Annotated in this window: 20 protein-coding genes; 18 read left to right on the forward strand and 2 right to left on the reverse strand. The window is 53.2% G+C overall.

What is annotated here, in order from left to right:
* Window positions 1-4: 4 nt before the first annotated feature.
* On the forward strand, window positions 5-847 hold the full coding sequence (locus J2I46_RS24370) for a 3-keto-disaccharide hydrolase (RefSeq protein WP_207331684.1): 843 nt from the start codon (window positions 5-7) through the stop codon (window positions 845-847).
* A 19-nt stretch (window positions 848-866) separates the two neighbouring features.
* Here J2I46_RS24370 and J2I46_RS24375 read toward each other — a convergent pair whose 3' ends face one another.
* Entirely contained in the window at window positions 867-1,424 is a 558-nt protein-coding gene (locus J2I46_RS24375) for an NUDIX hydrolase (RefSeq protein ID WP_207331685.1), read from the reverse strand.
* A gap of 91 nt (window positions 1,425-1,515) precedes the next feature.
* Between J2I46_RS24375 and J2I46_RS24380 the strand changes: the two genes are divergently transcribed.
* The 6 genes from J2I46_RS24380 (at window position 1,516) to J2I46_RS24405 (ending at window position 7,479) form a co-directional block, all read left to right on the forward strand.
* On the forward strand, window positions 1,516-2,415 hold the full coding sequence (locus J2I46_RS24380) for a DUF2911 domain-containing protein (RefSeq protein ID WP_207331686.1): 900 nt from the start codon (window positions 1,516-1,518) through the stop codon (window positions 2,413-2,415).
* A 254-nt stretch (window positions 2,416-2,669) separates the two neighbouring features.
* Entirely contained in the window at window positions 2,670-4,022 is a 1,353-nt protein-coding gene (gene mgtE, locus J2I46_RS24385) for a magnesium transporter (protein WP_207331687.1), read from the forward strand.
* Between the two features lie 168 nt (window positions 4,023-4,190).
* Window positions 4,191-4,661 (forward strand): GNAT family N-acetyltransferase, encoded by a 471-nt coding sequence (locus J2I46_RS24390; protein WP_207331688.1) that lies wholly within the window; start codon window positions 4,191-4,193, stop codon window positions 4,659-4,661.
* Window positions 4,662-4,689: 28 nt separating this feature from the next.
* Complete coding sequence (locus J2I46_RS24395; RefSeq protein ID WP_207331689.1) at window positions 4,690-5,535, forward strand: MBL fold metallo-hydrolase; 846 nt, start codon at window positions 4,690-4,692, stop codon at window positions 5,533-5,535.
* Between the two features lie 40 nt (window positions 5,536-5,575).
* Window positions 5,576-5,890 (forward strand): YbjQ family protein, encoded by a 315-nt coding sequence (locus J2I46_RS24400; RefSeq protein ID WP_207331690.1) that lies wholly within the window; start codon window positions 5,576-5,578, stop codon window positions 5,888-5,890.
* Between the two features lie 320 nt (window positions 5,891-6,210).
* On the forward strand, window positions 6,211-7,479 hold the full coding sequence (locus J2I46_RS24405; protein ID WP_229379923.1) for a hypothetical protein: 1,269 nt from the start codon (window positions 6,211-6,213) through the stop codon (window positions 7,477-7,479).
* Window positions 7,480-7,561: 82 nt separating this feature from the next.
* Here the strand turns inward: J2I46_RS24405 and J2I46_RS24410 are convergent, their stop codons facing one another.
* The gene (locus J2I46_RS24410; protein ID WP_207331691.1) at window positions 7,562-8,173 is read right to left on the reverse strand and encodes a GDSL-type esterase/lipase family protein; all 612 of its coding nucleotides are present in this window, start codon (window positions 8,171-8,173) and stop codon (window positions 7,562-7,564) included.
* Window positions 8,174-8,420: 247 nt separating this feature from the next.
* On the opposite strand from J2I46_RS24410, the gene J2I46_RS24415 reads away from it, so the two are divergent.
* From J2I46_RS24415 to J2I46_RS24465, 11 genes are all read left to right on the forward strand, one after another.
* On the forward strand, window positions 8,421-8,858 hold the full coding sequence (locus J2I46_RS24415; protein WP_207331692.1) for a MarR family winged helix-turn-helix transcriptional regulator: 438 nt from the start codon (window positions 8,421-8,423) through the stop codon (window positions 8,856-8,858).
* Complete coding sequence (locus tag J2I46_RS24420) at window positions 8,855-10,174, forward strand: TolC family protein (protein ID WP_207331693.1); 1,320 nt, start codon at window positions 8,855-8,857, stop codon at window positions 10,172-10,174. The genes J2I46_RS24415 and J2I46_RS24420 overlap by 4 nt, the downstream gene beginning before the upstream one ends.
* Window positions 10,175-10,199: 25 nt before the next feature.
* Complete coding sequence (locus tag J2I46_RS24425) at window positions 10,200-11,309, forward strand: HlyD family secretion protein (protein ID WP_207331694.1); 1,110 nt, start codon at window positions 10,200-10,202, stop codon at window positions 11,307-11,309.
* Between the two features lie 91 nt (window positions 11,310-11,400).
* Entirely contained in the window at window positions 11,401-12,960 is a 1,560-nt protein-coding gene (locus J2I46_RS24430) for a DHA2 family efflux MFS transporter permease subunit (protein WP_207331695.1), read from the forward strand.
* Window positions 12,961-12,986: 26 nt separating this feature from the next.
* Window positions 12,987-13,133, forward strand: a complete 147-nt coding sequence (locus J2I46_RS24435) for a hypothetical protein (RefSeq protein ID WP_207331696.1) — start codon at window positions 12,987-12,989, stop codon at window positions 13,131-13,133.
* Window positions 13,134-13,213: 80 nt separating this feature from the next.
* Window positions 13,214-14,443 (forward strand): PQQ-dependent sugar dehydrogenase, encoded by a 1,230-nt coding sequence (locus J2I46_RS24440; RefSeq protein ID WP_207331697.1) that lies wholly within the window; start codon window positions 13,214-13,216, stop codon window positions 14,441-14,443.
* Between the two features lie 449 nt (window positions 14,444-14,892).
* Window positions 14,893-18,495: a T9SS type A sorting domain-containing protein gene (locus tag J2I46_RS24445; protein ID WP_207331698.1), complete on the forward strand. Its 3,603-nt coding sequence runs from the start codon at window positions 14,893-14,895 to the stop codon at window positions 18,493-18,495.
* A 220-nt stretch (window positions 18,496-18,715) separates the two neighbouring features.
* Entirely contained in the window at window positions 18,716-20,320 is a 1,605-nt protein-coding gene (locus J2I46_RS24450) for a DUF1800 domain-containing protein (protein WP_207331699.1), read from the forward strand.
* Window positions 20,321-20,388: 68 nt separating this feature from the next.
* On the forward strand, window positions 20,389-21,678 hold the full coding sequence (locus J2I46_RS24455) for a DUF1501 domain-containing protein (RefSeq protein ID WP_207331700.1): 1,290 nt from the start codon (window positions 20,389-20,391) through the stop codon (window positions 21,676-21,678).
* Between the two features lie 136 nt (window positions 21,679-21,814).
* Complete coding sequence (locus J2I46_RS24460) at window positions 21,815-22,063, forward strand: hypothetical protein (protein ID WP_207331701.1); 249 nt, start codon at window positions 21,815-21,817, stop codon at window positions 22,061-22,063.
* 27 nt (window positions 22,064-22,090) lie between these two features.
* Complete coding sequence (locus J2I46_RS24465) at window positions 22,091-22,429, forward strand: type II toxin-antitoxin system VapC family toxin (protein WP_207331732.1); 339 nt, start codon at window positions 22,091-22,093, stop codon at window positions 22,427-22,429.
* Window positions 22,430-22,454 lie beyond the last annotated feature (25 nt).

The following is a 22,454-nucleotide window of genomic DNA, read 5'->3' on the forward strand; positions in this document are numbered from 1 at the left end:
CCTCATGAAATCCCTGATTGCGCTCGTCTGTCTGGGTCTCGTATCGCTACCATCAGCCTCGGCGCAACAACCCCGGAAACAGGCAAACTGGGTTTCCCTGTTTAACGGAAACGACCTGACCGGCTGGGAAACGTACCTGGATCGGCCGTACACAGCAGACAAGTCAGCGGAAATGAAGCCGCTGGGCCTGAACAACGACCCATCCCGCGTTTTCTCAGTCGTAACCGTAGACGGCAAGCCTGCCCTGCGCATTTCGGGCGAAACATTTGGCGGCATCAATACCCTGGCTGACTTCGGCAATTACCACCTTCGGCTGGAATTCAAATGGGGTACGTTGCAATGGCCACCCAAGCTCGGACAGCCCCGCGACAGCGGTCTGCTTTACCACAGCGTTGGCGAACACGGCACCCCCATGCTCTGGATGGAATCATTCGAATATCAGATTCAGGAGGGCGATACCGGCGATTACTGGGGCGTCATGAACGTGACGACTGATATTTCAGCCCGTAGGAATGACAAGGGCAAATTCGTGTACCAACCGGGCGCCCCGCTCGTTCGATTTCAGGATCAAACGCCTAACGGTCGCCAGTGTGTCAAAAATCCGGACGCCGAAAAACCGTCTGGCCAGTGGAACGTAATTGACCTGTACTGCGTGGGCGATACCTGCCTGCATGTGCTGAACGGTAAAGTCAACATGATGCTGACCCATACCAGTCATCTGGTCAACGGGAAGAGTGAACCATTGACTAAAGGCAAAATCCAGATTCAATCAGAAGGGGCCGAAGTCTTTTACCGCAACATACAGGTACGTCGTATCAGCGCGTTACCCGCCAACTTGTTGCGGTAAGAAACGGTACTGGCTCCAGCTACGGCCTGGTCTTCCGCACCATGCGGCTGATGGATTCGGAGTTGGATAGTTGATCGGCCTCATCAAGCGATACCCAGCGTATACCTTTCACCTCCCGTTTTTCGCCGCTCAGAGCCTCTTCCCGATTTGCCGTTAACAGAAAACGGATGTCATAATGCAGATGCTCAGGCAGGTCGCCTTTCGCCGGAATCGGGTGAATATCTACATCGAAAATGGCCGGACTCACCAGTTGTATGTCAGTCAGCAGCGTTTCTTCCTGCGCTTCCCGTAAGGCTACCGCCGCCACGTCCGGGTCACCATCGGCATGACCACCGGGCTGAAACCAGCGATCAAGCTTACGATGATGGATCAGCAACACCTGCGGCTCGTTCGACGTCTCGCCAGGTACGTTCTCAGCCGACAGGATCCAGGCCGAACCGGTGATGTGCCCTTCGAGCAGTGAGCGCTCCAGGCAGTTGGGATTGGCTTCTACAAAGGCAATGGTGCGGGCCGTCATCTCGGCTTCGTTGTCGTCAGCAGGCTTGTGTTGCTGGAGTAAGGTCAGTAAGGGGGTCATCGTTTGTAATCATCGGCCGGGCGCTACGCCGACTTACGTTTTTTCGAGCTAATTTCGTGGCGAAACTAACAGACCAAATACACTCTGTACCATGAAAAAAATGATGCTTTCGGCCGTTGGCCTTGTGCTGGTAGCCCAACTCGCTACTGCTCAGATCAGAACGCCATCGCCGAGCCCCGGTGCTACCGTAGTACAAACCATCGGTGTTACCGACGTTACCGTGAAATATTCACGCCCCAGCCTGAAAGGTCGCTCACCCTTTACTGGTGAGTTTGTTCCTGCTGGTAAAGTGTGGCGCACAGGTGCCAACGGTGCCACGGCATTCACCACAACCACCGACATGATGGTGAACGGCAAAAGCCTCGCCGCGGGTTCATACGCCATCTTATCTATCCCAACGGCTACCGAGTGGACGCTGATCTTTAGCAAAGACATGGCCGTGACCGAGCAGAGCTATAAGCAGGATCAGGATGTATTGCGCGTAATGCTGACTCCAACGAAAGCGGGCGAAAAATTAGAGACGTTTACCATCGGTTTCAGTAACGTTACCGACAGCACCGCCAGCATGGACATCCTGTGGGCCGATGTGAAAGCATCAGCAAATCTGGCCGTGAACACCTCGGCCAACGCTGCCGCTTCGGTTGATAAATCTGTGGCCGAAAAGCCCGATGATGTAAACACGCTGACCGCCGCTGCCAGCTATAACCTCAGCAAAGGCCGTAATCTGGAGCAGTCGCTCTCGTACGTTGATAAAGCCATTGCGGCCAAAGAAACCTACCGCAACCTGTGGCTGAAGTCGCAGATTCTAGCCAAAATGGGCAAGTTCAGCGACGCGCTGCCACTGGCCCAGAAAGCACTGGCGATGGGCGAAACGTCGGGCGATGCATCGTTCTCGTTCTTTAAAGATGCCATTGCTAAGGGCGTAACAGAGTTCCAGTCGAAAATGCCGGTAGCCATTCCAGCGAAAGGCAAGGGCAAGAAGAAAGCCTAACGTACCCCTGGTATTCTTCGTAAAAAGCCCGTCTGCACCATGCTGGCGGGCTTTTTAATGGGCAACGTCCTGCCATCGGAACAGGCTACCCCAAACGGGCGTTTATGCACTAGCAGCAGTCTTCGTTAAGAACATGTTTGGCATTCGGTCTCTCAGACGCTTAGCGCTGTAGGGCTGAAGCTCCAGCTTCGGTCGCAAACTCCCAGTACATCATTCCTACCGAAGCTGGAGCTTCGGCACTACAGCGCTACACCGTGACGTTTGAACTAACCAAAGAATACCTCGACCAGATTCAGACGGCGATCGATACCGGCGACGATACTATGCTTCGTGCCGAGATGGAAGAGTTGTATCCGGCCGATATTTCGGGGATTCTATACGAACTCGACACGGAATCGGCCCGCTACCTGCTCAACCTGGTCGACCGGGGCGTTGGGGCCGAGATCATCGCTAACCTCGACGATTCCATCCGTGATGAATTTGTAGCTTCGTTTACTTCTGCCGACCTCGCGCCTTTCGTTGAGGAGATGGACTCCGATGACGCCGTAGATTTGCTCAATGAGCAATCGGTTCAGGTACGTGAGGAGGTGATCGGCCTGATGGAAGACCGCGAACAGGCTCGCTTCATCATCGATCTGCTGCATTACGACGAAGACGTAGCGGGTGGCCTGATGCAGAAGGAGCTTATCAAGGTCAACGTCAACACGAACGTCAATCAATGTATCGAGGAAATTCGGCAGCAGGCCGAAGACGTCGAGAAAGTGTATGCCGTTTATGTTGTCGATGACGCTGGTATTCTGCTAGGGTTTGTCTCATTGAAGAAGATCGTGCTGGCGCGGAAATACGCCAAAATCGCCGACATCTACGAGCAGGACATTGTTTCAGTCGAAACCTATCGGCCCGTCGACGAAGTAGCCGAGATCATGCAGAAATATGACCTCGACGCTGTGCCCGTTGTTAATGTGCAGGGCAGGCTACTCGGCCGGATCACCATTGATGATGTGGTCGACGTAATTACGGAACAGGCTGAGGACGACCTGCAGGCTATTTCGGGTCTGTCGGGCGAGGTCGAAGAAGACGATACACTCTGGGTACGTGCCAAAGCGCAGTTGCCCTGGCTGGTGGCTGGTGCGGTAGGTAGCCTGATGGCAGCCACGGTGATCAATGGCTTTCAGAGTGAATTGGGCAAAGTGGCGGCGCTGGCGGCATTTATTCCCATCATCGGGTCAACGGGTGGCAACGTCGGCATCCAAACGGCCTCACTCATCGTGCAAAGCCTGTCTGACTCATCAGGCCTGACATATTCGCTTGGCCAGCGTTTGTTACGGACATTCGTTCTTGCCCTTCTGAATGGTGCCGTAGTGGGTCTGATGGCGGGTTGCTACACGTTGCTGATCGGCGAACCGCGCCTCTTTCCGGTCGTAGCCTTGTCACTATTGAGCGTGGTATTACTGGCCTCGTTCATGGGCACCATCACTCCCCTCCTATTGGATCGTATCGGCATCAATCCGGCGGTGGCGTCGGGTCCATTCATCACCACCGCCAACGACCTCATTGGCATTGGCGTTTACTTCTCCATCGCCAACGTGCTATTGGCTGAATTGTAGGTATACGTACGGAAAGACGCATTGGCGGTGTAGTAAACATGTCGCACCTTCGGCGCTCTGATTCGGCCCAGCCCAAGAATTTCTATTGACATACAATTCTGATAACCTACCGCCCTTTTCGGGGCTAGTTATAAAACGAATGAACGCTGGTTTTAAGCGTCTGCTGCCATGCCCTTCACCTACTGCACATACACCGCGCTACCATCTGAACCCATTTTGGCTAAACTGCTCGATTTGCTAATTGGTATTTTCACGAATCAATCGCGGGAGGAATGGCTGGCCGATCTGACCGCCAAAGCAACGTACCCAGGCTTTCAGCTCCTCGTGGTTCTTGATGGCGACCGGCTAGTTGGCTGCAAACTTGGCTATACGTGGCAACCGGATGGGAAACCAACTAACACCTTCTACAGCTGGCTGGGCGGCGTTGATCCGGCTTATCGCGGACAAGGGATCGCGGCCGAACTAATGCGCCTACAGCATGAAGCCTGCCAAACAGCTAGGTACGTTACCATTCGTACGCACACCTACAACCAATGGCGGGATATGCTGATTCTGAACCTCCGCCACGGATTTCACATCGTTGGCACACAACCCGGCAAGCGCGGACTGACGATTATACTGGAGAAGACATTGGTGTAAATTTGTTTTCTTATTAATTACTACGCTCTTGCCGCTGGCTACTCACGTTACGAATTCGCTCCGTCATGGCCCTGTTGAAGGGCATCAGTTTGGCTATTCACGGCTGCCGTGGCCAAGGCCGGTGCCTGTCTGGACGTATTACGTTGATGGGCTGCTGATCGACACGGGATCGCGGCATACACAACGGGAGGTCATGCGGACGTATGCAACGTACCCCATTGAACAAATTGCGCTGACCCATTTTCACGAAGACCATGCCGCCAATGCGGCTTCGCTGGCCCGGCAACATACCTGTCCGGTGCGTTGTGGTGCGCTAACGGCTGAGCTAATTCAGCAACCCTATCACCTGTTGCCTTACGAACACTACTGGTTTGGGGCTATTGAACCCTGTTCGGCGGCGGTGGACGTTGAGGTGTTGGGTACGTTCCCCACGCCGTTTGAAACAGCCCATCACCGGTTCATCCCTGTATCGACGCTGGGGCATTCAAACGATCATTATGTGTTGCTTGAACCAAATCAAGGCTGGCTATTCGCGGGCGATTTTTACGTGGGTAACCTACGCATCTTTCGGCGGGGCGAGAATATATACCAGCAGATCGAAGCCGCCCGACACGTGCTTACGCTCGACTTCGATACGCTCTTTTGTGGCCATAACCCGGTGCTCACCAACGGAAAAAAGGCCATTCAGCGCAAGCTAAACCACCTGCAACGCATTGTCGATCAATCAATTGACGGATCAGAAAAAGGACTATCCGAGTCCCAAATTTTGCGCCGGATTGGCCTGCGGGAAGACTGGTTCATGCGTTTGTTTACCAGCAACGACGTAGCAGCAACGTACCTGGTTCGGTCGGCACTACGTGATAAGCCCGCGTAACCAATATATTTGGGTCTGAGTCAACCTGAAACGGATTTTTATGCTCGTTACTACTACCTCAAACATAGAAGGTAAAACCATATCGACTTACATCGGTCTGGTTAATGGCGAAGCCATTATTGGCGCCAATATTCTGAAAGATTTCTTCGCCAGCATTACCGATGTGGTGGGCGGGCGGTCAGGCGCGTATGAGCAGGCACTGCGCGAGGCAAAAAGTATCGCGATCAAAGAAATGATGGACCAGGCAACCCGGCTCGGCGCTAACGCCGTCATTGGCGTTGATATGGATTATGAGACTATCAACAATACCATGCTCATGGTGTCGGCCAATGGCACCGCCGTTGTCATCGACTAGCTGGTCTGGGTTAGTTTTGCCGAAATGGCAGTGTCTGGCAATGCCTTTCCTGGCGCTAATGGCCTTGCGCTTGTGGCCCTTCGACCAGGTCGGTCCGGTCGGAGGGCCACAAGCCAGCAAGCCAACCCGAAACTAGGGATCAATACGTCGCCCCGTAAAACACAACCTATTAATAATCAATCAATTGATTTTTCGAAAAAAATATATTACAGACGCCCATAAATCATTGAATTTTGTGTGGTGATCCCCTGTTTTATTTGTAGTATTTTTACCCCATAGCCAAAATCGACAAGCAACCTCTTTCACTGCAACACCGTACGATGAATGTACTCATTCCGATCAGCTCCAACGGGGGGGAGCCGATGGATAACCAACCAATCAACAACACCGACACTACAAAACAACAAGCCGTAGCGGCTAACCACGCTTTCGACGAAACCGTAAAACAATTCCTGCGCGACTGGATTGAGCAGGGGACCGTTTCGGGCATTGCGGGTCATGAAGCCATCAGCACGGCCACCGGTACGTTCGCCGACTTTGTCAGGTTCGTGGCCCTGGAAGAGGAGATCGAAACCTTTGTGGAACAGGGCGCACTACGCAGCTTTTTCAAACACCATGACGATGCGCTTGAGCGGTTGCTTCAGCAGCCAGCCATTGCCAGCCATTTGATAAGGCCGGGGCACGACGTGTTTTTTGAGCCCGACGCGTACGAGCCTATGCTGGCCAAATTCGAGCGGCGTATCTATAACCTGGCCGCCCACCGCGAACACCTTGAAGTTCCGTTCCGCTACAGCCCAACCAGTCGACAAGGCACGCACGGCGACTCAATCGGCTGGGCCGACTTGCCGCTCGATCATAACGTTCGGGAAGATATTGGCTATTATTTCGGAACCCGGCGCTCTGACGCGACGGCGCTGGGCATTCTTGGCCGACAGTTGCATCGGGAAGCCCAGCTAGCCGATCAGTTACCTGTGCATGTGGTGCTGGAAGGACACATGGATGAATCGCTCCGTGCTGTCAAAATGGCTACGGAGCAATTGCAGCAGGAAGGAGACATACGAATGCACTGCTTTATTATTCAGCGCCGCCACGCCCACGATGACCGGCATCTGGGGGCTGCCCTTTTGCTGATGAATCCGGCAGTGCCCGACCAGCCACAACGGATCATCTTTTGCGATACGCTCAACCCCAACGGGCAGCCGCCCTGGTGGGAGTCATTTAAGCGGAAGATCGATGCAGCCTTTCCGCAACCGGAAGGCGCGATGCCAGTATCTGACCGGCTCGAGGATGGCGGTGTGAACCTGCAACGGTTACACGATGGCGTTCCTGTCCGGCATCAGGATATCGACTGCGCCTTTTACACAGCATCGATGGCCCGCGCTTTGATTCAGACGGCTATTCAACACCCTGAAGTGATCTTGTACGGCCCAACCGACGCGGTGGTGAGTCATATGACCGGCCGAATGACCGATTATTTCGAGTCGGCCAACTGCCCGAAAGATCCCGCCATTGTGCGCGAAGTCAACATTATCCGCCGCTGGAATACCGGCCGCGAAGCATTGCTGGCTATTCAAAAACAGGAAGAGTAAGCTAACCTCATAGCTATAGTGTATGCTGATGCCATTCCCTACGACTGGCATCAGCATACACTATAGGACTATCAATTATTTCTTATGCCAGCACGGCCGCTGAGGGTTTCAACGCATTAGCGTGTAGAATCAGCTGTTCGCGCCAGCGGGCGTAGCCGATGGGGCTCAGGTGTAGGCCGTCCATCTGGTATAAGTCCCGTTCAGGTTGCCCGTCCTTTGTCAGCATCACCGATGTAGCGTCGACGAACTGAAACGTAGGCATGTCTTCTATCGCTTCAGCAATCAGGATATTAGTCGTGCGTATCTGGTCGACGAGCGCCCAACGCGCCGGACTGGGCTTAATCGATAAAAATGTGACAGGTACGTTCGGTAAATGATGCTGAATTTTCTCGGCCAGGGCGTAAAAAAACAGGCATACCTCCTCGGGTTGTCGGCCTTCAGCCAGATCGTTATCTCCCGCGTAGAGTACTAGTGCACGGGGCTGGGCGGGTACTACGAGTCGCTCGAAATGCCAGGCGCAGGCGGCCAGCGTTGATCCGCCAAAGCCTACGTTTATTGGTTGGACTTCCGGAAAATCCTGCTCCAGCGTATCCCAGAGGCGCATTGACGAGCTTCCGTAAAAAACCGTGCCGCCCCTTGGGTACGTGCTGATCCGGCGTTCAAGCTCGCGAACTTCTTCTTCAAACAAAACCATCTTGACGAAACAGATGCGGGTAAATATGCCTCACCTGTTCTAAAGCCCGTCTCCATTTCCAGGAAATACGGGTACGGTATTCTGGTATAACAACCAGTATTGACTACAATATACAGCATCGAGTGATTATACGGCACTACATTTTATCTACTTAGCAGCTAGACCAACTTAAATTTCAATTAAATTACGTTTAAACGAAATTCGTTTAAACAAATGTCGGTTATGTTTACGAGCCGCTTTTACAGCCATGGACAAACAGTATAAGAACGCCTACCACCAACTGATCGCCAATCTGCACAAGACTGACGGGTACATTTTCAATTACTTCGGTCAGAAACTAGCTCCATTCGATCTGTCGGTACAGCAGTACATCGTTCTTCGTCGCCTGTCAGAAGCTTACCCTAATAGCCTGACTGCTGGTGAGTTGAAAGAAAAAATGACGGATATCAACTCCGACATGACCCGACTAACCGATCGGTTAGTCGCCAAAAATTTGATCATTCGCGAGAGTGACCCGCAGAACCGGCGACGGGTGAATCTGCGATTGACCGAAGCCATGAACAAGTACGTGGAGACTGTAGCCGCCGAGTTCAGCGACTTTGAATCAGTCGTCAATCACCTGACCGACGATGAAGTACACACAATGAATACACTCCTGGATAAAATTAGAAATCGACTAAAATGAAGAAGTACGTAGTAGGGGCCAGCCTTTGGTTACTAAGTATGGGGCTGGCAGCTGCCCAACCCATGCCATTGAGCCAGGCCATTCAACTGGCCCTCCAGAATAATAAAGGCATTAAGCTGGCCGATTCGCGGACGCTAGCCGCCGAGTCGCGCTCGCAGGAAGCCAAAGACCGCAGTTTGCCACAGGCTAACGCCTCGCTGGCGTATTCGCGCTACAGCCTGACCGGCCCCTTCGCCTTAGGGCAAGGCAGCGACGGAAAACCGTTGCTGGGCATTCCGGCCGGGGCGTTCAACGCAACCATCGGAGGCGTAACGATCAGCAAAGAAGTATTCGGTGGCTTTGCCGAAAAGTCGGCGGAGAAGTCGGCGCAGTTGCTGGCCAAAGCCAGTCGGCTGGATGCGCAGCGTAACCGGTCTGAGCTGGTTTACACAGTAACAGACGCTTATTACAACATTGTCAAGCTGATTCGCTCAACGACGGTCATTGATCAGAGCATCAAGCAGTTCGACGAGAAAGAGCGCGAGGCTAATAACCTGCTGAAAGAGGGTATCGTAACGGCTAACGAGGTGCTGAAGATTCAGTTGCAGAAGAATAACCTGCAACTCAGCCGCCTCCAGGTGGATAAGGCCCGTCAAACCGCGCTGTACAACTTCAACCTGCTCGTTGGTCTTCCCGACGATCAGCAGGTGACGATCGACACGACCCTGACGAACCCGACTACGACGGTTGAGCCGTTGGGCAACTTCCTGGCGCAGGCGGTTCAGGTACGTCCCGAAGTGCAGGCCAATGCGCTACGATTACAGTCGGCCGAAGCGTTGCTGGTGAATACGAAGAGCGCGATGTACCCCCATTTTGGCGTATCGGCGGGCTACAATTACATCAACCCATCGGCGCGGTTGGTTCCTGAGGCGGGTTCATTCATCAGCGCCTGGAACGTGGGGGCCGGGCTCAGCTACAACATCGGTTCGCTGTATAACATGAAAGGGCGCATGAGCACGGCTAAAACGGCCATTGATCAGGCAAGCCTGCAAAGTCAGCAACAGACCGACCAGATTCGGTCGGAAGTAGTAACGGCTTACAACAATTACCAACTCGCGCTGGAACAGCAGAACGTCATTCGTACGGCGGTGACGCAGGCACGCGAGAACTACCGCCTCACCGAATCACGGTTCCGCAATGGGCTGGTTGGCTCAACTGATTTGCTGGAAGCCGACAGCTTCCTGCTTCAGGCACAACTCAACGTGATCAACGCCACCGTAGACGCGCAACTGGCTTACCAACGGCTACTCCGTGCCACTGGCACAAACCTCAATTAATCTCTTTTCGATAGTACAATTCGTCATGAACAAGACAACATTATTTCGCCTTGGGGGCATCATTATTCTGGTTGCTGCTCTCTTTTTCGGGTACAGTGAATTCAGTTATTTACAACGGCACGAAACAACCGACGATGCCCAGATTGATGGCGACGTGAACCCGGTTATTCCGAAAGCCGGTGGATACGTCAAGGCCATTCGCTTCAAAGACAATCAGTATGTTAAAGCGGGGGATACGCTTGTGGTGCTCGATGATGCCGATTACCGTATCCGGGTGGCCCAGGCCGAAGCGGCGCTGCAAAGTGCGATGGCCAGCGCGGGCGTGACCCGTTCAAACGTAGGAGTAGCGTCGGCTACCGTGCAGAGTTCACAAGCTGGCGTGCAAACAGCCCGCAATCAGGTGCTGACCGCACAGGCCAACGTAACAGCCGCCCAGGCCCGGTTCCGTCAGGCCAGTCAGGATTTTGACCGGTACGGTCGTCTGCTGGCTGAAAAAACGGTTCCTCAGCAACAGTTCGATGCCATTCAGGCGCAGCGCGACGCAGCCCAGGCGCAGTTACAAGCGGCTCAGGCCCAACTGCAAACGGCCCAGGCTCAGGTCAGCGCGGCGGGCACGCAAACGGGCGTGACGAACTCACAACGCCGGGCCACCGAGGGGCAAATTTCAGTAGCGCAGGCAACGGTGAAGCAACGCCAGACCGAGCTCGACATGGCGAATCTACAGTTGTCGTACACTGTTGTCCGGGCACCTATTTCGGGCATCGTGTCTAAACGGTCTGTACAGATTGGCCAGTTGGTTCAACCCGGGCAGGCACTATGTTCGGTTGTCGGTAACTCATCGCTTTGGGTAACGGCCAATTTCAAGGAAACGCAGTTGAACGAGATGAAGCCCGGCCAAACGGTTGAGGTCGAAGTCGATGCGTTTGACGACCAGAAACTGGTTGGTCACGTCGGTTCGTTCGCCGGAGCAACGGGTGCCAAATTCACCCTGCTTCCTCCCGACAACGCTACCGGTAACTATGTGAAAGTAGTGCAACGCGTACCCGTTCGTATTGATCTGGACAAAAACAGCCCGGTATTCGCCAGCCTTCGTCCCGGTATGAGCGCAACGGTAGCGGTGGACATTAAGAAATAAAGGTTGATTGGGTGACTGGTTGCCTGGTTTACTGGGTCTACGATTGCGCCAGTAAAACAATCAACTAATCAACCAATCAACCACCTCTGTTATGAAAAAGCTAGGTTTTGATAAATGGGTCGTCGTCTTGACGGTAACGACAGCTGCCCTGCTGCAAACCATCGACTCATCGATTGTTAACGTTACCCTGAACCAGATGATGGGTAACCTGGGCGCATCGCTCGGTGATATCAGCTGGGTGGTAACGGGGTACGCCGCTGCCAGTGCCGTCATGATTACGATGTCGGGCTGGCTGACAGCTAAGCTGGGCCGACGGAATTACTTCGCGGCGTCGATTATTCTCTTCACGATAGCATCTATTTTCTGCGGCACATCGACAAACGTGTGGGAACTGGTCTTCTTCCGGGTTGTGCAGGGGATCGGTGGGGGCGGCCTGCTGACTACCGCCCAATCTATTCTGATTCAGACGTTTCCGAAAGAAGATTTAGGTATTGCCAACGCTATTTTCGGCATGGGCGTAATCATTGGTCCGTCGATTGGGCCAACGCTGGGTGGGTATATCACCGATAACCTCTCGTGGAACTGGGTGTTCTATATCAACATTCCCTTCGGTATTCTGGCCACAGTGATGACCTATGCGTATATCAAGGAACCCGCTGAGAAGATTGCCGCCGGGTCTATGGACTGGCTGGCGTTGATTCTGCTGATCATGGGTATCGGCGGGTTGCAGATCGTATTGGAAAAAGGGCACGAAGAAGACTGGTTATCGTCTGGCTTTATCGTCGGCATGTCGATCGCGGCGGGTGTTGGATTGATCGGGTTTATATGGCGGCAGTTAACCGTCAGCATTCCGATTCTCGATCTGCGCCTGTTGAAGGAACGTCGGTTTGCGGTAGGTACGTTGTTCAACTTTATTCTGGGTTTTGGTCTGTTTGCGTCGGTGTTCATTATTCCGGTTTTCTGCCAGACCATCCTTGGTTTCACGGCCAGCCAAACGGGGTTACTGTTGATGCCCGGCTCGATCATGACAGGCCTGATGATGCCTATCGTGGGCGGTTTACTCAGCAAGAATTACATCTCCCCGATCTGGTACGCGGCCATTGGCTTTTTGCTGTTCTTCGGCTTCTGTTATGACCTGTCGGGCATTAGCTTGGTTGCCGGACCGGACAATTTCTTCTGGCCACTCATTATACGGGGCATTGGCATGGGCATGATTTTTATACCCTTGACAACCATCACATTAGCCAGTTTAAAGAGTATTAGTATTCCACAAGGCTCGGCGCTGACGGGTATGATTCGCCAACTCGGAGGTACGTTCGGAACGGCGATCATGACTACGTATATCTCAACCCGCACCATGTTCCATGCGTCGCGGTTGGGTGATAACGTGTCGATCTACAATCCGTTTTCGGCTGATCGGATCAAGCAGTACACGAACCTGTTTCTGTCGAAAGGCGATGCGCTGGCAACAGCAACCAGTAAAGCATACGGCCTGATGCAGGGTTCCGTCATGAAACAAGCCCTGGTCATGACCTACGCCGATACGTTCCTGGTTATCGGGGGCTTCTTTCTGGCCTGCGTGCCCCTGTTGCTGCTGTTTATTGGTAAGAAAATCGAGAAACCTGCTCACATCGACATGGCGATGGAATAAGGCAGAGCAATCAATTTTGTGTTCAGGTGAAGCCCTGTTCTGGCGATACGTCGCTGGATCAGGGCTTTTTTCAGCGTAGCCCCCGCCGGAATGCCGGACTACCTAAAGGAAGTCTGCTTTTCGGCGAGGGAGCTATAGTAACGTACCCAGACCCGCTACCTAAACCCCATTGAACCTATAGGAACACTTATTATCAGATGTCGTTAAGTACATTAAAACGTTTTAATCCAACTAGTACACTCAACGACACGTAATGAAAACTACGATTCGCCCCCTGCTCTTAGCAGGCATTGTCTTTACTTCCCTATTAGCGGCCTGTAGCAAAGATGAGATTACAGCCAAAGTTCCGGAGACGAACAAAGAGCCAACGTCGGCCCAGGTTGTCGGTAATGTTTTCGAGCCAGCATTGGTACCAGCCACCGATCAGCGGATAGCTCAGTTGCGCGTTCCAGCCGGTTTCACCATCGCTAAATACGCTGATTCACTTGGGAAACCGCGTCAGTTGGCCGTTAGCCCGGCCGGGTATGTATATGTAACGAACCGGGAAGCCGGCACCGTTACCCTCCTGCGCGACACCAATGGTGATGGGAAAGCGGATCAGAAACGGGTAGTGGCCACCATCAAAAGCGTACACGGCATTACGATCAATAACGGGCAGATGTATCTGGCTACTATCAAAGAGGTATTCCGGGCGCCGATCAACGGCGATGGTACATTGGGCAGTCTTCAACAACTGATCAATAATCTGCCCGATGCTGGTCAGCACCCGAACCGTACGCTGGCCATTGGTCCCGACGGGCTATTGTACATCACGGTAGGGAGCACCTGCAATGCCTGCGCTGAGCCGAACCCCGAACACGCTACAATGCTGCGCGCTAATGCCGATGGCTCGAATCGGACGGTTTTTGCCAGTGGCCTGCGTAACACGATCGGTTTTGGCTGGCATCCGCAGACGAAGGAACTGTACGGGTTCGACCACGGCATTGACTGGCTGGGCGACGAGCAGCAGAAAGAGGAGTTGAACGTGATCAAGCAGGGTGCGTTCTACGGCTGGCCTTACATCTACGGCGATGGCAACTACAATCCGCATCCTCGGCCCATGGGCGACACCACCTATGCGCAGATTCTGACTAAAACAACGCTGCCTGTTATTTCGTACAATGCCCACGCAGCACCACTCGCTATGGTATTCTATACCAGCACAACGGGAACCAGCACTTTTCCGGCGGAATACCAAAACGACGCTTTCGTAACCATGCGCGGCTCGTGGAACCGGACGCAACCGTCGGGCTACAATGTGGTGCGCGTGCATTTCGAGAATGGCAAACCAACCCGCATTGATGATTTCGTAACGGGTTTCCTGGTTAACAATAACCAGTCGCAGTTTGGCCGGCCGGTTGGCATCGCTACCCTCCCCGACGGTTCACTTATCTTTTCGGAGGATAACAATGGCGTAATCTACCGGGTAAGCCGTACGAATTAAGCGGTTAAGGGGGATTTACCAATTAATAAACGAGGTACCGAAGTGGCCCAGAATTTGTGGCTATTTCGGTACCTCGTTTTATTTATCTATCAGGTTGTGAGCAGATTAAAATTTCTACTAATTATATAGACATACTACTTTTTATCGATCGACCAGTATATTAGTCGAACTATAACAGCAGATACGTAGATACTCTTTCCTAGTTTCCTATACGTCAGTATCCGTCACTTTAATACGCCACCCTTCTTGTACTAGTTTAACTTTTCAGACTGCCAACAGCTTCGTACTCATTCCGTAACGCACCTAATCTTTTTACAGATTGGTCTGCGATTTGCACTTATGTGTCAAGCCGTTTAGCGATCTCCTTCTACGCCCCGTTAGCTAAACCGGTAGCCTCTTTTTCAAAGCCTTACTACGTCCAATCAATCCACACAATAATGACTCGCACTATGCGCAAACTACTACTTGGTACCATTCTCTTTTTTTTGGCGTTCCTGACACAGGCGCAAACGAATCCGGCTCCCGTTCGATTAAGCATTACCTCGGTCATGCCTGCCGAAAATACTGGGCAGGATTATTCACCCTGGCTGAACGATAACCTTAACAAGCTGGTACAAAGCGCCTGGTCGGGTAACGAAAAGTGGGTGCAGGTTACGCTGAAACTCCAGCAGAAAAGCTTGGTTACCAGCCTCTCGCTCTACGATTACGAAGGCACGTTCACCGATAAACCCGCGCTGTTGTATGCTATGAATGGTACCCAGCGCGTACTCATTGGCTCGTTTACGGGCGAGAGCTACAAGGCTTGGGTGACGCTGACGCCCCTGCAACCGTTGATAGCTGATGCCATTATGATTTACAAGTATGGCAACAACATTCCGCAGAAAATCAAGGCGTTTGGTCAACCCATCACCGCCAGTACTGTCATTCCCAAACCGCTCGATCTGCTCAAACTAGTCTCGGCTACCGACAAGCCCGTAACTGGTCAGAATTATTCGGCCTACCTCAATGATGACATGAGCAAGCTGGTACCAACGCATTGGTCACCAGACAATCAGCAGTGGACCGATGTGACCATCAAGTTTGACAAAAAGAGCCTGTTGACGAAACTCGAGGCCTACGATTATGAGGATTCATTCGAGGCTACTCCCGCCGACATTTACGCCTATAACGGAAAAGAAAAAACGTTGCTTGGCCGGTTTACGGGAGACAGCTACATGGAATTCAAAACCTACGCCCCCAGCGAACCCATTGTTGCTGAAGGGCTTATCATTCATAAATACAACAACGCCATTCCCGTTAAACTCAGAGCATATGGTAAAGTGCTGCCCGCTGATCCGCTCGATGCCATTCTGTATGCGCAGGAACGGGTGAAGGTAGTAGCGATCAATACCGACGTACCTACGCCACAGAGTTACGCCGCCTACCTGAACGACGACATGAACAGCCTGGTGCAGGACGAATGGCACCCGGACAATAACCGCTGGGTTGAGCTAAACCTGAAACTCGAACACTTAGCGGAGGTTACCAAGCTGGAGTTGTTCGATGGCTCTAACGTGTGGAACGACACGCCCGCCTCGATCTACGCCGTGAAGGGTACGACCCGGACCTTGCTGGGTACGTTTACCGGCCCTGATTATATGACATGGCAAACTTTGACTCCACCACAATCACTCACCGCCGACGCCATCATCATTCGAAAGTACGGTAATGCTTTACCGCTCAAAGTTCGGGTATATGGCCATCTGGTCGATGAACCGGTTGTCATCACCCCCCCAACCTCGCCTACCGTAGCCCCTCCCGTTGTGCTGGGCGACAAAATTCCGCTCACGGCCAGCCGTTGGTATCAACTCAATAACACAACCAGCGGACTCGACGGCCTGTTCGATGGCAATACGCAAGGCGAAATCCAAACGGGCTACGGGAAGATCCTGAGCAATTACGACGCCTATTACCCGCTGCAACCCGGCGAGTCGATGTCGATTAAGGCCATTAAGTTTTTCGATGGAAACGGCACCAATACAAATGCCCCGCTTCGCCTGTCGATTATCACCAATGACTGGCGACGGGTGGAAATTGCGCAATTCCAGGGATTGGAATACGAGGCTTGGGTAGGTCCCTATCCTGGTCGTCAACCCGCCGGCAACGCCAAGTTCCTGCTCGACAATGTCATCACCGATGCCCGCTATCTGGTCATCAACACATCGGATTTCTGGCCGCGCGAGATTGAATTGTATGGGTCGTATCAGGCACCAACGCAAACGGCCAGCGCCGCACCGAGGAAGTCGCCGACCTTTAAAAACCTGACGGGTATCAACGGCTTCGAGTGGGATTTCTTTCCGCCGGGCGTGTCAACCATCGACGAGGCGAAAATGAAGGCGTTGCAGTCGTTTGGCGTGATCCGGCACTACATGGACTGGGAGAAGCTGGAGCAGACCGAGGGGAATTACACATTCAATCCAACCCACTCAGGCGGCTGGAATTACGACCTGATGTACGAGCGTTGCAAGGCGGCAGGTATGGAAGTAATGGCCTGCCTGAAAGACATTGCGCCCTACCTGAAAGCAACGTACCCAGCCGATCAGCAGGGCAATGACAACGTACCTGTGGCCTACGGTCGCGACTATAGCAAGCCAGCTTCGTACATCGAGCAGGCTCGGGTGGCGTTCCAGTATGCAGCTCGTTACGGCAAAAACACGCAGGTTGATCCCGCGCTGGTAAAAGTAGACAGCCGCACCCGCTGGACCAACGACCCGGCCAACGTGGTGAAGATTGGCTTGGGCCTGATCAACTACATCGAGTGCGACAACGAGCGCGACAAATGGTGGCGCGGACGGTTGGCTTACCAGACTGGCCGCGAGTATGCTGCCCAGATGTCGGCGTTTTACGATGGACACAAGAACACGATGGGGCCGGGCGCGGGCGTCAAAAATGCCGACCCGAGCATGGTCGTTGTCATGGGTGGACTCTGTTCGGTCTACGCCGGAACCGACTACATCCGCGGCATGATCGACTGGTGCAGGGAGTTCCGGGGCTACAAAGGCAACGGCCAGGTAGATCTCTGCTGGGACGTGATCAACTATCACCTGTATCCCGACAACAACAACTCCTCGCAGGGGGGCAGTTCAACACGCGGCGCAGCGCCCGAACTATCGATTGCCACGCAGGTGGCTCGTAATGTGGTAAAACTGGCCCACGAAGCCTGCTACGACATGCCGGTTTACGTGTCAGAAACGGGTTATGACCTGCATCAGGGCAGTCCGCTGCACGCCATTGCCATTGGCCCGAAATCGGTGGAGCAAACTCAGGCCGACTGGAACCTGCGGACGGCGTTGTTGTATGCCCGCGAAGGTGTTGAACGGGTCGACTTCTACCAGACCTACGACCTGAACATCGACTGTGCTACACAATTCTGCTCGATGGGCCTTATTAACCAGAACTTTAGCCGCAAGATCACTGCCGACTATTTCTACCAGACCAAAAAGCTGATCGGCGACTATGTATTCAAGGAAACGTTGAGCACAAACCCTAACGTTGACCGCTACGAACGCAATGGACAGTCGGTCTACGCGCTGTGGGTTCCTGATGAAGTGGGCCGCACGAGCCAGTATACATTGAATTTGGGTACGTCGTCGGCGAAAGTCTACACGCCGCAGACCGCACAGGATACGCTGGCGATGCGCACGATGAACACCTCGGGCGGCAATCTGGCCTTAACAGTAACCGAAACGCCGATCTTCGTTGTGGCTGATGGCTTCACGGGTGCTCCTCGTCTGGCCGCCGAAGTCACCGATCAGCCGCTCACGATCCGGGCGTATCCGAACCCATCTACTGACTATGTTATGCTAGAGTGGGCCAATGACTACATCGGCGACGTTGCTGTTCAGGTTGTCGATGGTAACCTCGGAACGACTCATAAACAACTGACGATCCAGAAAGAAGGCCCATCTTTTTCAACCAAAATCGATCTATCATCGCTGCCCTATGGTCTTCACCTGATCAATATTCAGCAAGGCAGCGAGCGGTTTGTGAAGAAGATATTGAAAGTGTGGTAGAGGGGAGTTTGTCAAGTCAGGTTGCTTCGCGTTTGTGTCCCTTCGACAGGCGTCAGCAATACTGTGAAGCGCGAAGCTTTTTTTACCCTATCCACCGAACGTGCCCAGCCAGGTAAATACACCAAAGCGGGGCACGTTTTACTTAAATGATCATTAAAACGGAGCCAGAACGGGCATTTCGACGTTACTTGAGTAGGATCATCAAGCACAACACGTTCGTATGGCCCGTTCAGCAACGAAAGCGCACCTGGAACCCTTTCGCGGTAAGTGGACCGATGATGACGTACGGCACCTACTCAGACGCACGATGTTTGGGGCCAACCCAGACGACGTAGCGCATGTGAAGGCGCTCTCGCCCCGGAAAGCTTTTCGCGAGTTACTGGCCGATGAGCCCGCCCCCGCCCCGCCGATCAATACCTATAACGACGACAAGTTTACCGACGACGAAATACTGGCCGGCGATACCTGGACTACCTCCATCAACTACGATGGCATGAACAACGGGCGGCGGAAGAACTCGTTCAAAGCGTGGTGGCTAGGGTTGATGCTCAACCAGAACCGGACGCTTCGGGAGAAGATGGTCATCTTCTGGCACAACCATTTTACCACCGAAACCAACATGGTCGATAACGCGCTGATGTGTTACCGGCACAATGCGCTGTTACGGCAACACGCCCTCGGTAATTTCAGGGACATGGTGAAGGTGGTGACTAAAGACCCAGCCATGCTGAAGTACCTGAACGGTACGGCCAGCAACAAAAAAGCCCCCGACGAAAACTACGGCCGCGAGCTACAGGAACTGTTTACGGTAGGAAAAGGCCCCGGTTCGCACTACACTGAAGACGATGTTAAAGCCGCGGCCAAAGTGCTGACGGGTTTCCGGAACGATACCACGACCTACGTCAGCCTGTTCGATCCCGGCCGGCACGACAGCAGCGACAAAACGTTCTCCACATTTTATCAGAATACAACCATTAAGGGACGACGCGGCCCCGAAGGCGAGCAGGAGCTCGACGAGCTACTGACGATGATCTTTGCGCAGGAGGAAGTGTCGCGGTTTATCTGCCGGAAGCTGTACCGCTTTTTCATCTACCACCAGATCGATGAAGCGACCGAAGCCAGCATCATTACGCCATTGGCCGCCGTTTTTCGGGAGAATAACTACGAGATAAAGCCGGTGTTGCGGGAATTGCTGGGGAGTCAGCATTTCTTTGAGGCGACCAACCGGGGAGCCATCATCAAAAGTCCGCTCGATTATACGGTTGGCCTCTGTCGCGAGTTTGGCGTGGCCTTTCCGGACGGGACCAGTTTCGCCGATCAGTACGGTTTGTGGCAGACGGTTCAGAACCAAACGGCGGGCATGCAACAGAACATTGGCGACCCGCCCAACGTGGCTGGCTGGCCCGCTTACTACCAGGAACCGATGTTCGACAAGCTCTGGATCAACTCGGATACGCTGCCCAAACGCAACGTGTTTTCGGATAACATGGCCAGTGGAAAATTCAGCCGGAATGGTAAAAAGTTAACGATCGATGTGCTCGCCTTCACCCAGACGCTGACCAACCCGGCCGACCCATCTGCCCTGATCAACGACGCAGCCCGGCGGTTATACGCCATTCCCTTGTCTGAAAAAGACAGGCAGTACATCAAAACCAGCATTCTGCTATCAGGTCTTCAGGGTATGGTATCCGATCATTACTGGACACAGGCCTGGGAAAACCTCACCGCCAAACCCGACGACGCGGCCAACAAAACCAACGTGACCCGGAAGTTGCAGAGCCTGTACAAGTACCTGATGAACCTACCTCAATATCAGCTTACGTAATGGTGAAAGAGTGATGCTGACGCGTCTTTTCGCCCTTTCACTCTCTCGTTCTTTCACTTTTTCGCATCATGAAACGCAGACACTTTCTTCGACACACGGCCGCAGCCGGCATACTGCTTCCTCAGTTTCTGAATGGGTTTTCAGTGCAGGCGATGGCACAATCGGCGCTGGTTCCTGACCGCGCGCATGATTCGACCAATGACCGGGTGCTGGTGCTGATTCAGCTGAATGGCGGTAATGATGGGTTGAACACGGTGATTCCCGTCGATCAATATGGAACGTACCTGGCGGCCCGGCCGAACATTGCGCTACCCCAGGCCAAAATCCTCAAACTCAATGGGTTCGACGCTACGGGTATCCACCCTGCCATGACCGAGTTTCAGCAGTTGTTCAACGACGGAAAGGCGGGCATTGTGCAGGCAGTGAGCTATCCGAAGCCGAACTTCTCGCATTTCCGCGCCACCGATATCTGGATGACGGGTTCCGACGCCGACAAGGTAGTCAACACGGGTTGGGCGGGGCGGTATCTGAACGGCTCGTTTCCAGGCTTTCCCGACAAATATCCAAACGAGACCATGCCCGATCCGCTGGCCATTCAGATCGGCTCGGTGATTGCCTCGGCGTTTCAGGGACCCGCTTTCACGATGGGACTAGCCATCAGTAACCCCGCCAACTTCTACGATCTGATCGAAGACAAAACCGACGAAACGCCTAACACGCGCTGGGGCGAGCAGTTGGCGTATCTCGAAAAGATGTCGCAGAAGACCGACCAATATGCCGGTGTGATCAAGAAAGCGGCCATGAGCGTGACGAAACAGTCAGACAAATACCCGGCACCAGGTAAAAACCAACTGGCCGACCAGCTTAAGATCGTGGCGCGACTGGTGGCGGGTGGGCTCCGCACGAAAGTGTATCTGGTGAGTACGGGTAGCTTCGACACCCACGCTAAACAGGCTGAAGCCGACGACACTACCACGGGCACGCACGCCCAATTGCTCCGACGCGTGTCAGAAGCAATCGGCGCGTTCATGGACGATCTGCAGGGCCTGAACGCCGCCGATCGGGTAATGGGCATGACCTTCTCGGAGTTTGGGCGACGTATTAAATCCAATGCCAGTGGCGGTACAGACCACGGCGCAGCGGCCCCCGTTCTTTACTTTGGTAACGGCGTGAAGGCGAGCGTGATTGGCACTAATCCACAATTGCCCACCAATGTGACACCGAATGACAACGTACCCATGCAGCACGACTTCCGGTCGGTCTACGCTACCGTTCTGCAACAGTGGCTCAACCTGCCAGCCGCCGACGTACAGAACGTGTTGATGGGGCAATTCGCACCGCTGGCGATGGTGGTTTAACTTGGTCGACATTAATAGCATCGTAAACTCCATTTCTCATCACTCGCAGGTCGGCAGTCGCCCTAATGCGCCGCCCATTTTGCAAGCAAACTGGCTGATTTTTTTATCTTACGATAGATCGACAACAAACTTTGCTATGACCGTACTCTCTGTGCAGATATTGAATCCTAAGGCCCTGCGTCTGCTGGAAGATATGGCCGATCTACAGCTTATCGCTCTACAGCCACATACACCGTTAGCCCGACAGCGCCCCATGACTGACGAGGCAAAAATAGCAGCGCAGACTGCTATCTCGAAAGGCAGTCCTAACATGGACCTTTATCGTGTACTGGATCATATAAGCAAATCCAGGAAGGACCGTAGTTTACCTTTTCAAGATGAATAGTGAAGTTAATAGACTCGAATCTGATCTATTTATTCAGCTAAGCCTGATTACGCGTTCTTACGATCACTCATACTAGCGCCCGACTCGTATGTATCGCTCATCACTAAGCTAGAAGTGTTGGGCTTCCGAAATTTGTCGGTTGATGACAAAAGCTACCTGGAAAGTATCTTCAGTACAATTGCCGTTCTAGCCATTGACGACGATCTCGCTGAGCTGGCTATTGACTTGCGCCAGGCAAAGAAAATGTTGGTTGGCGATGCCTTTATAGCCGCTATAGCGCTGTTAAATGGTCTCGACTTGTACACGAACAATACGCAGGACTTCGACCATATTTCTAACCTGACGCTTATCAATCCACTTGGATAAGGCGCGCTGGTTATTTGTCTAAATT

The sequence above is a fragment of the Fibrella forsythiae genome, from assembly GCF_017353175.1.
GTDB lineage: Bacteria > Bacteroidota > Bacteroidia > Cytophagales > Spirosomataceae > Fibrella > Fibrella forsythiae.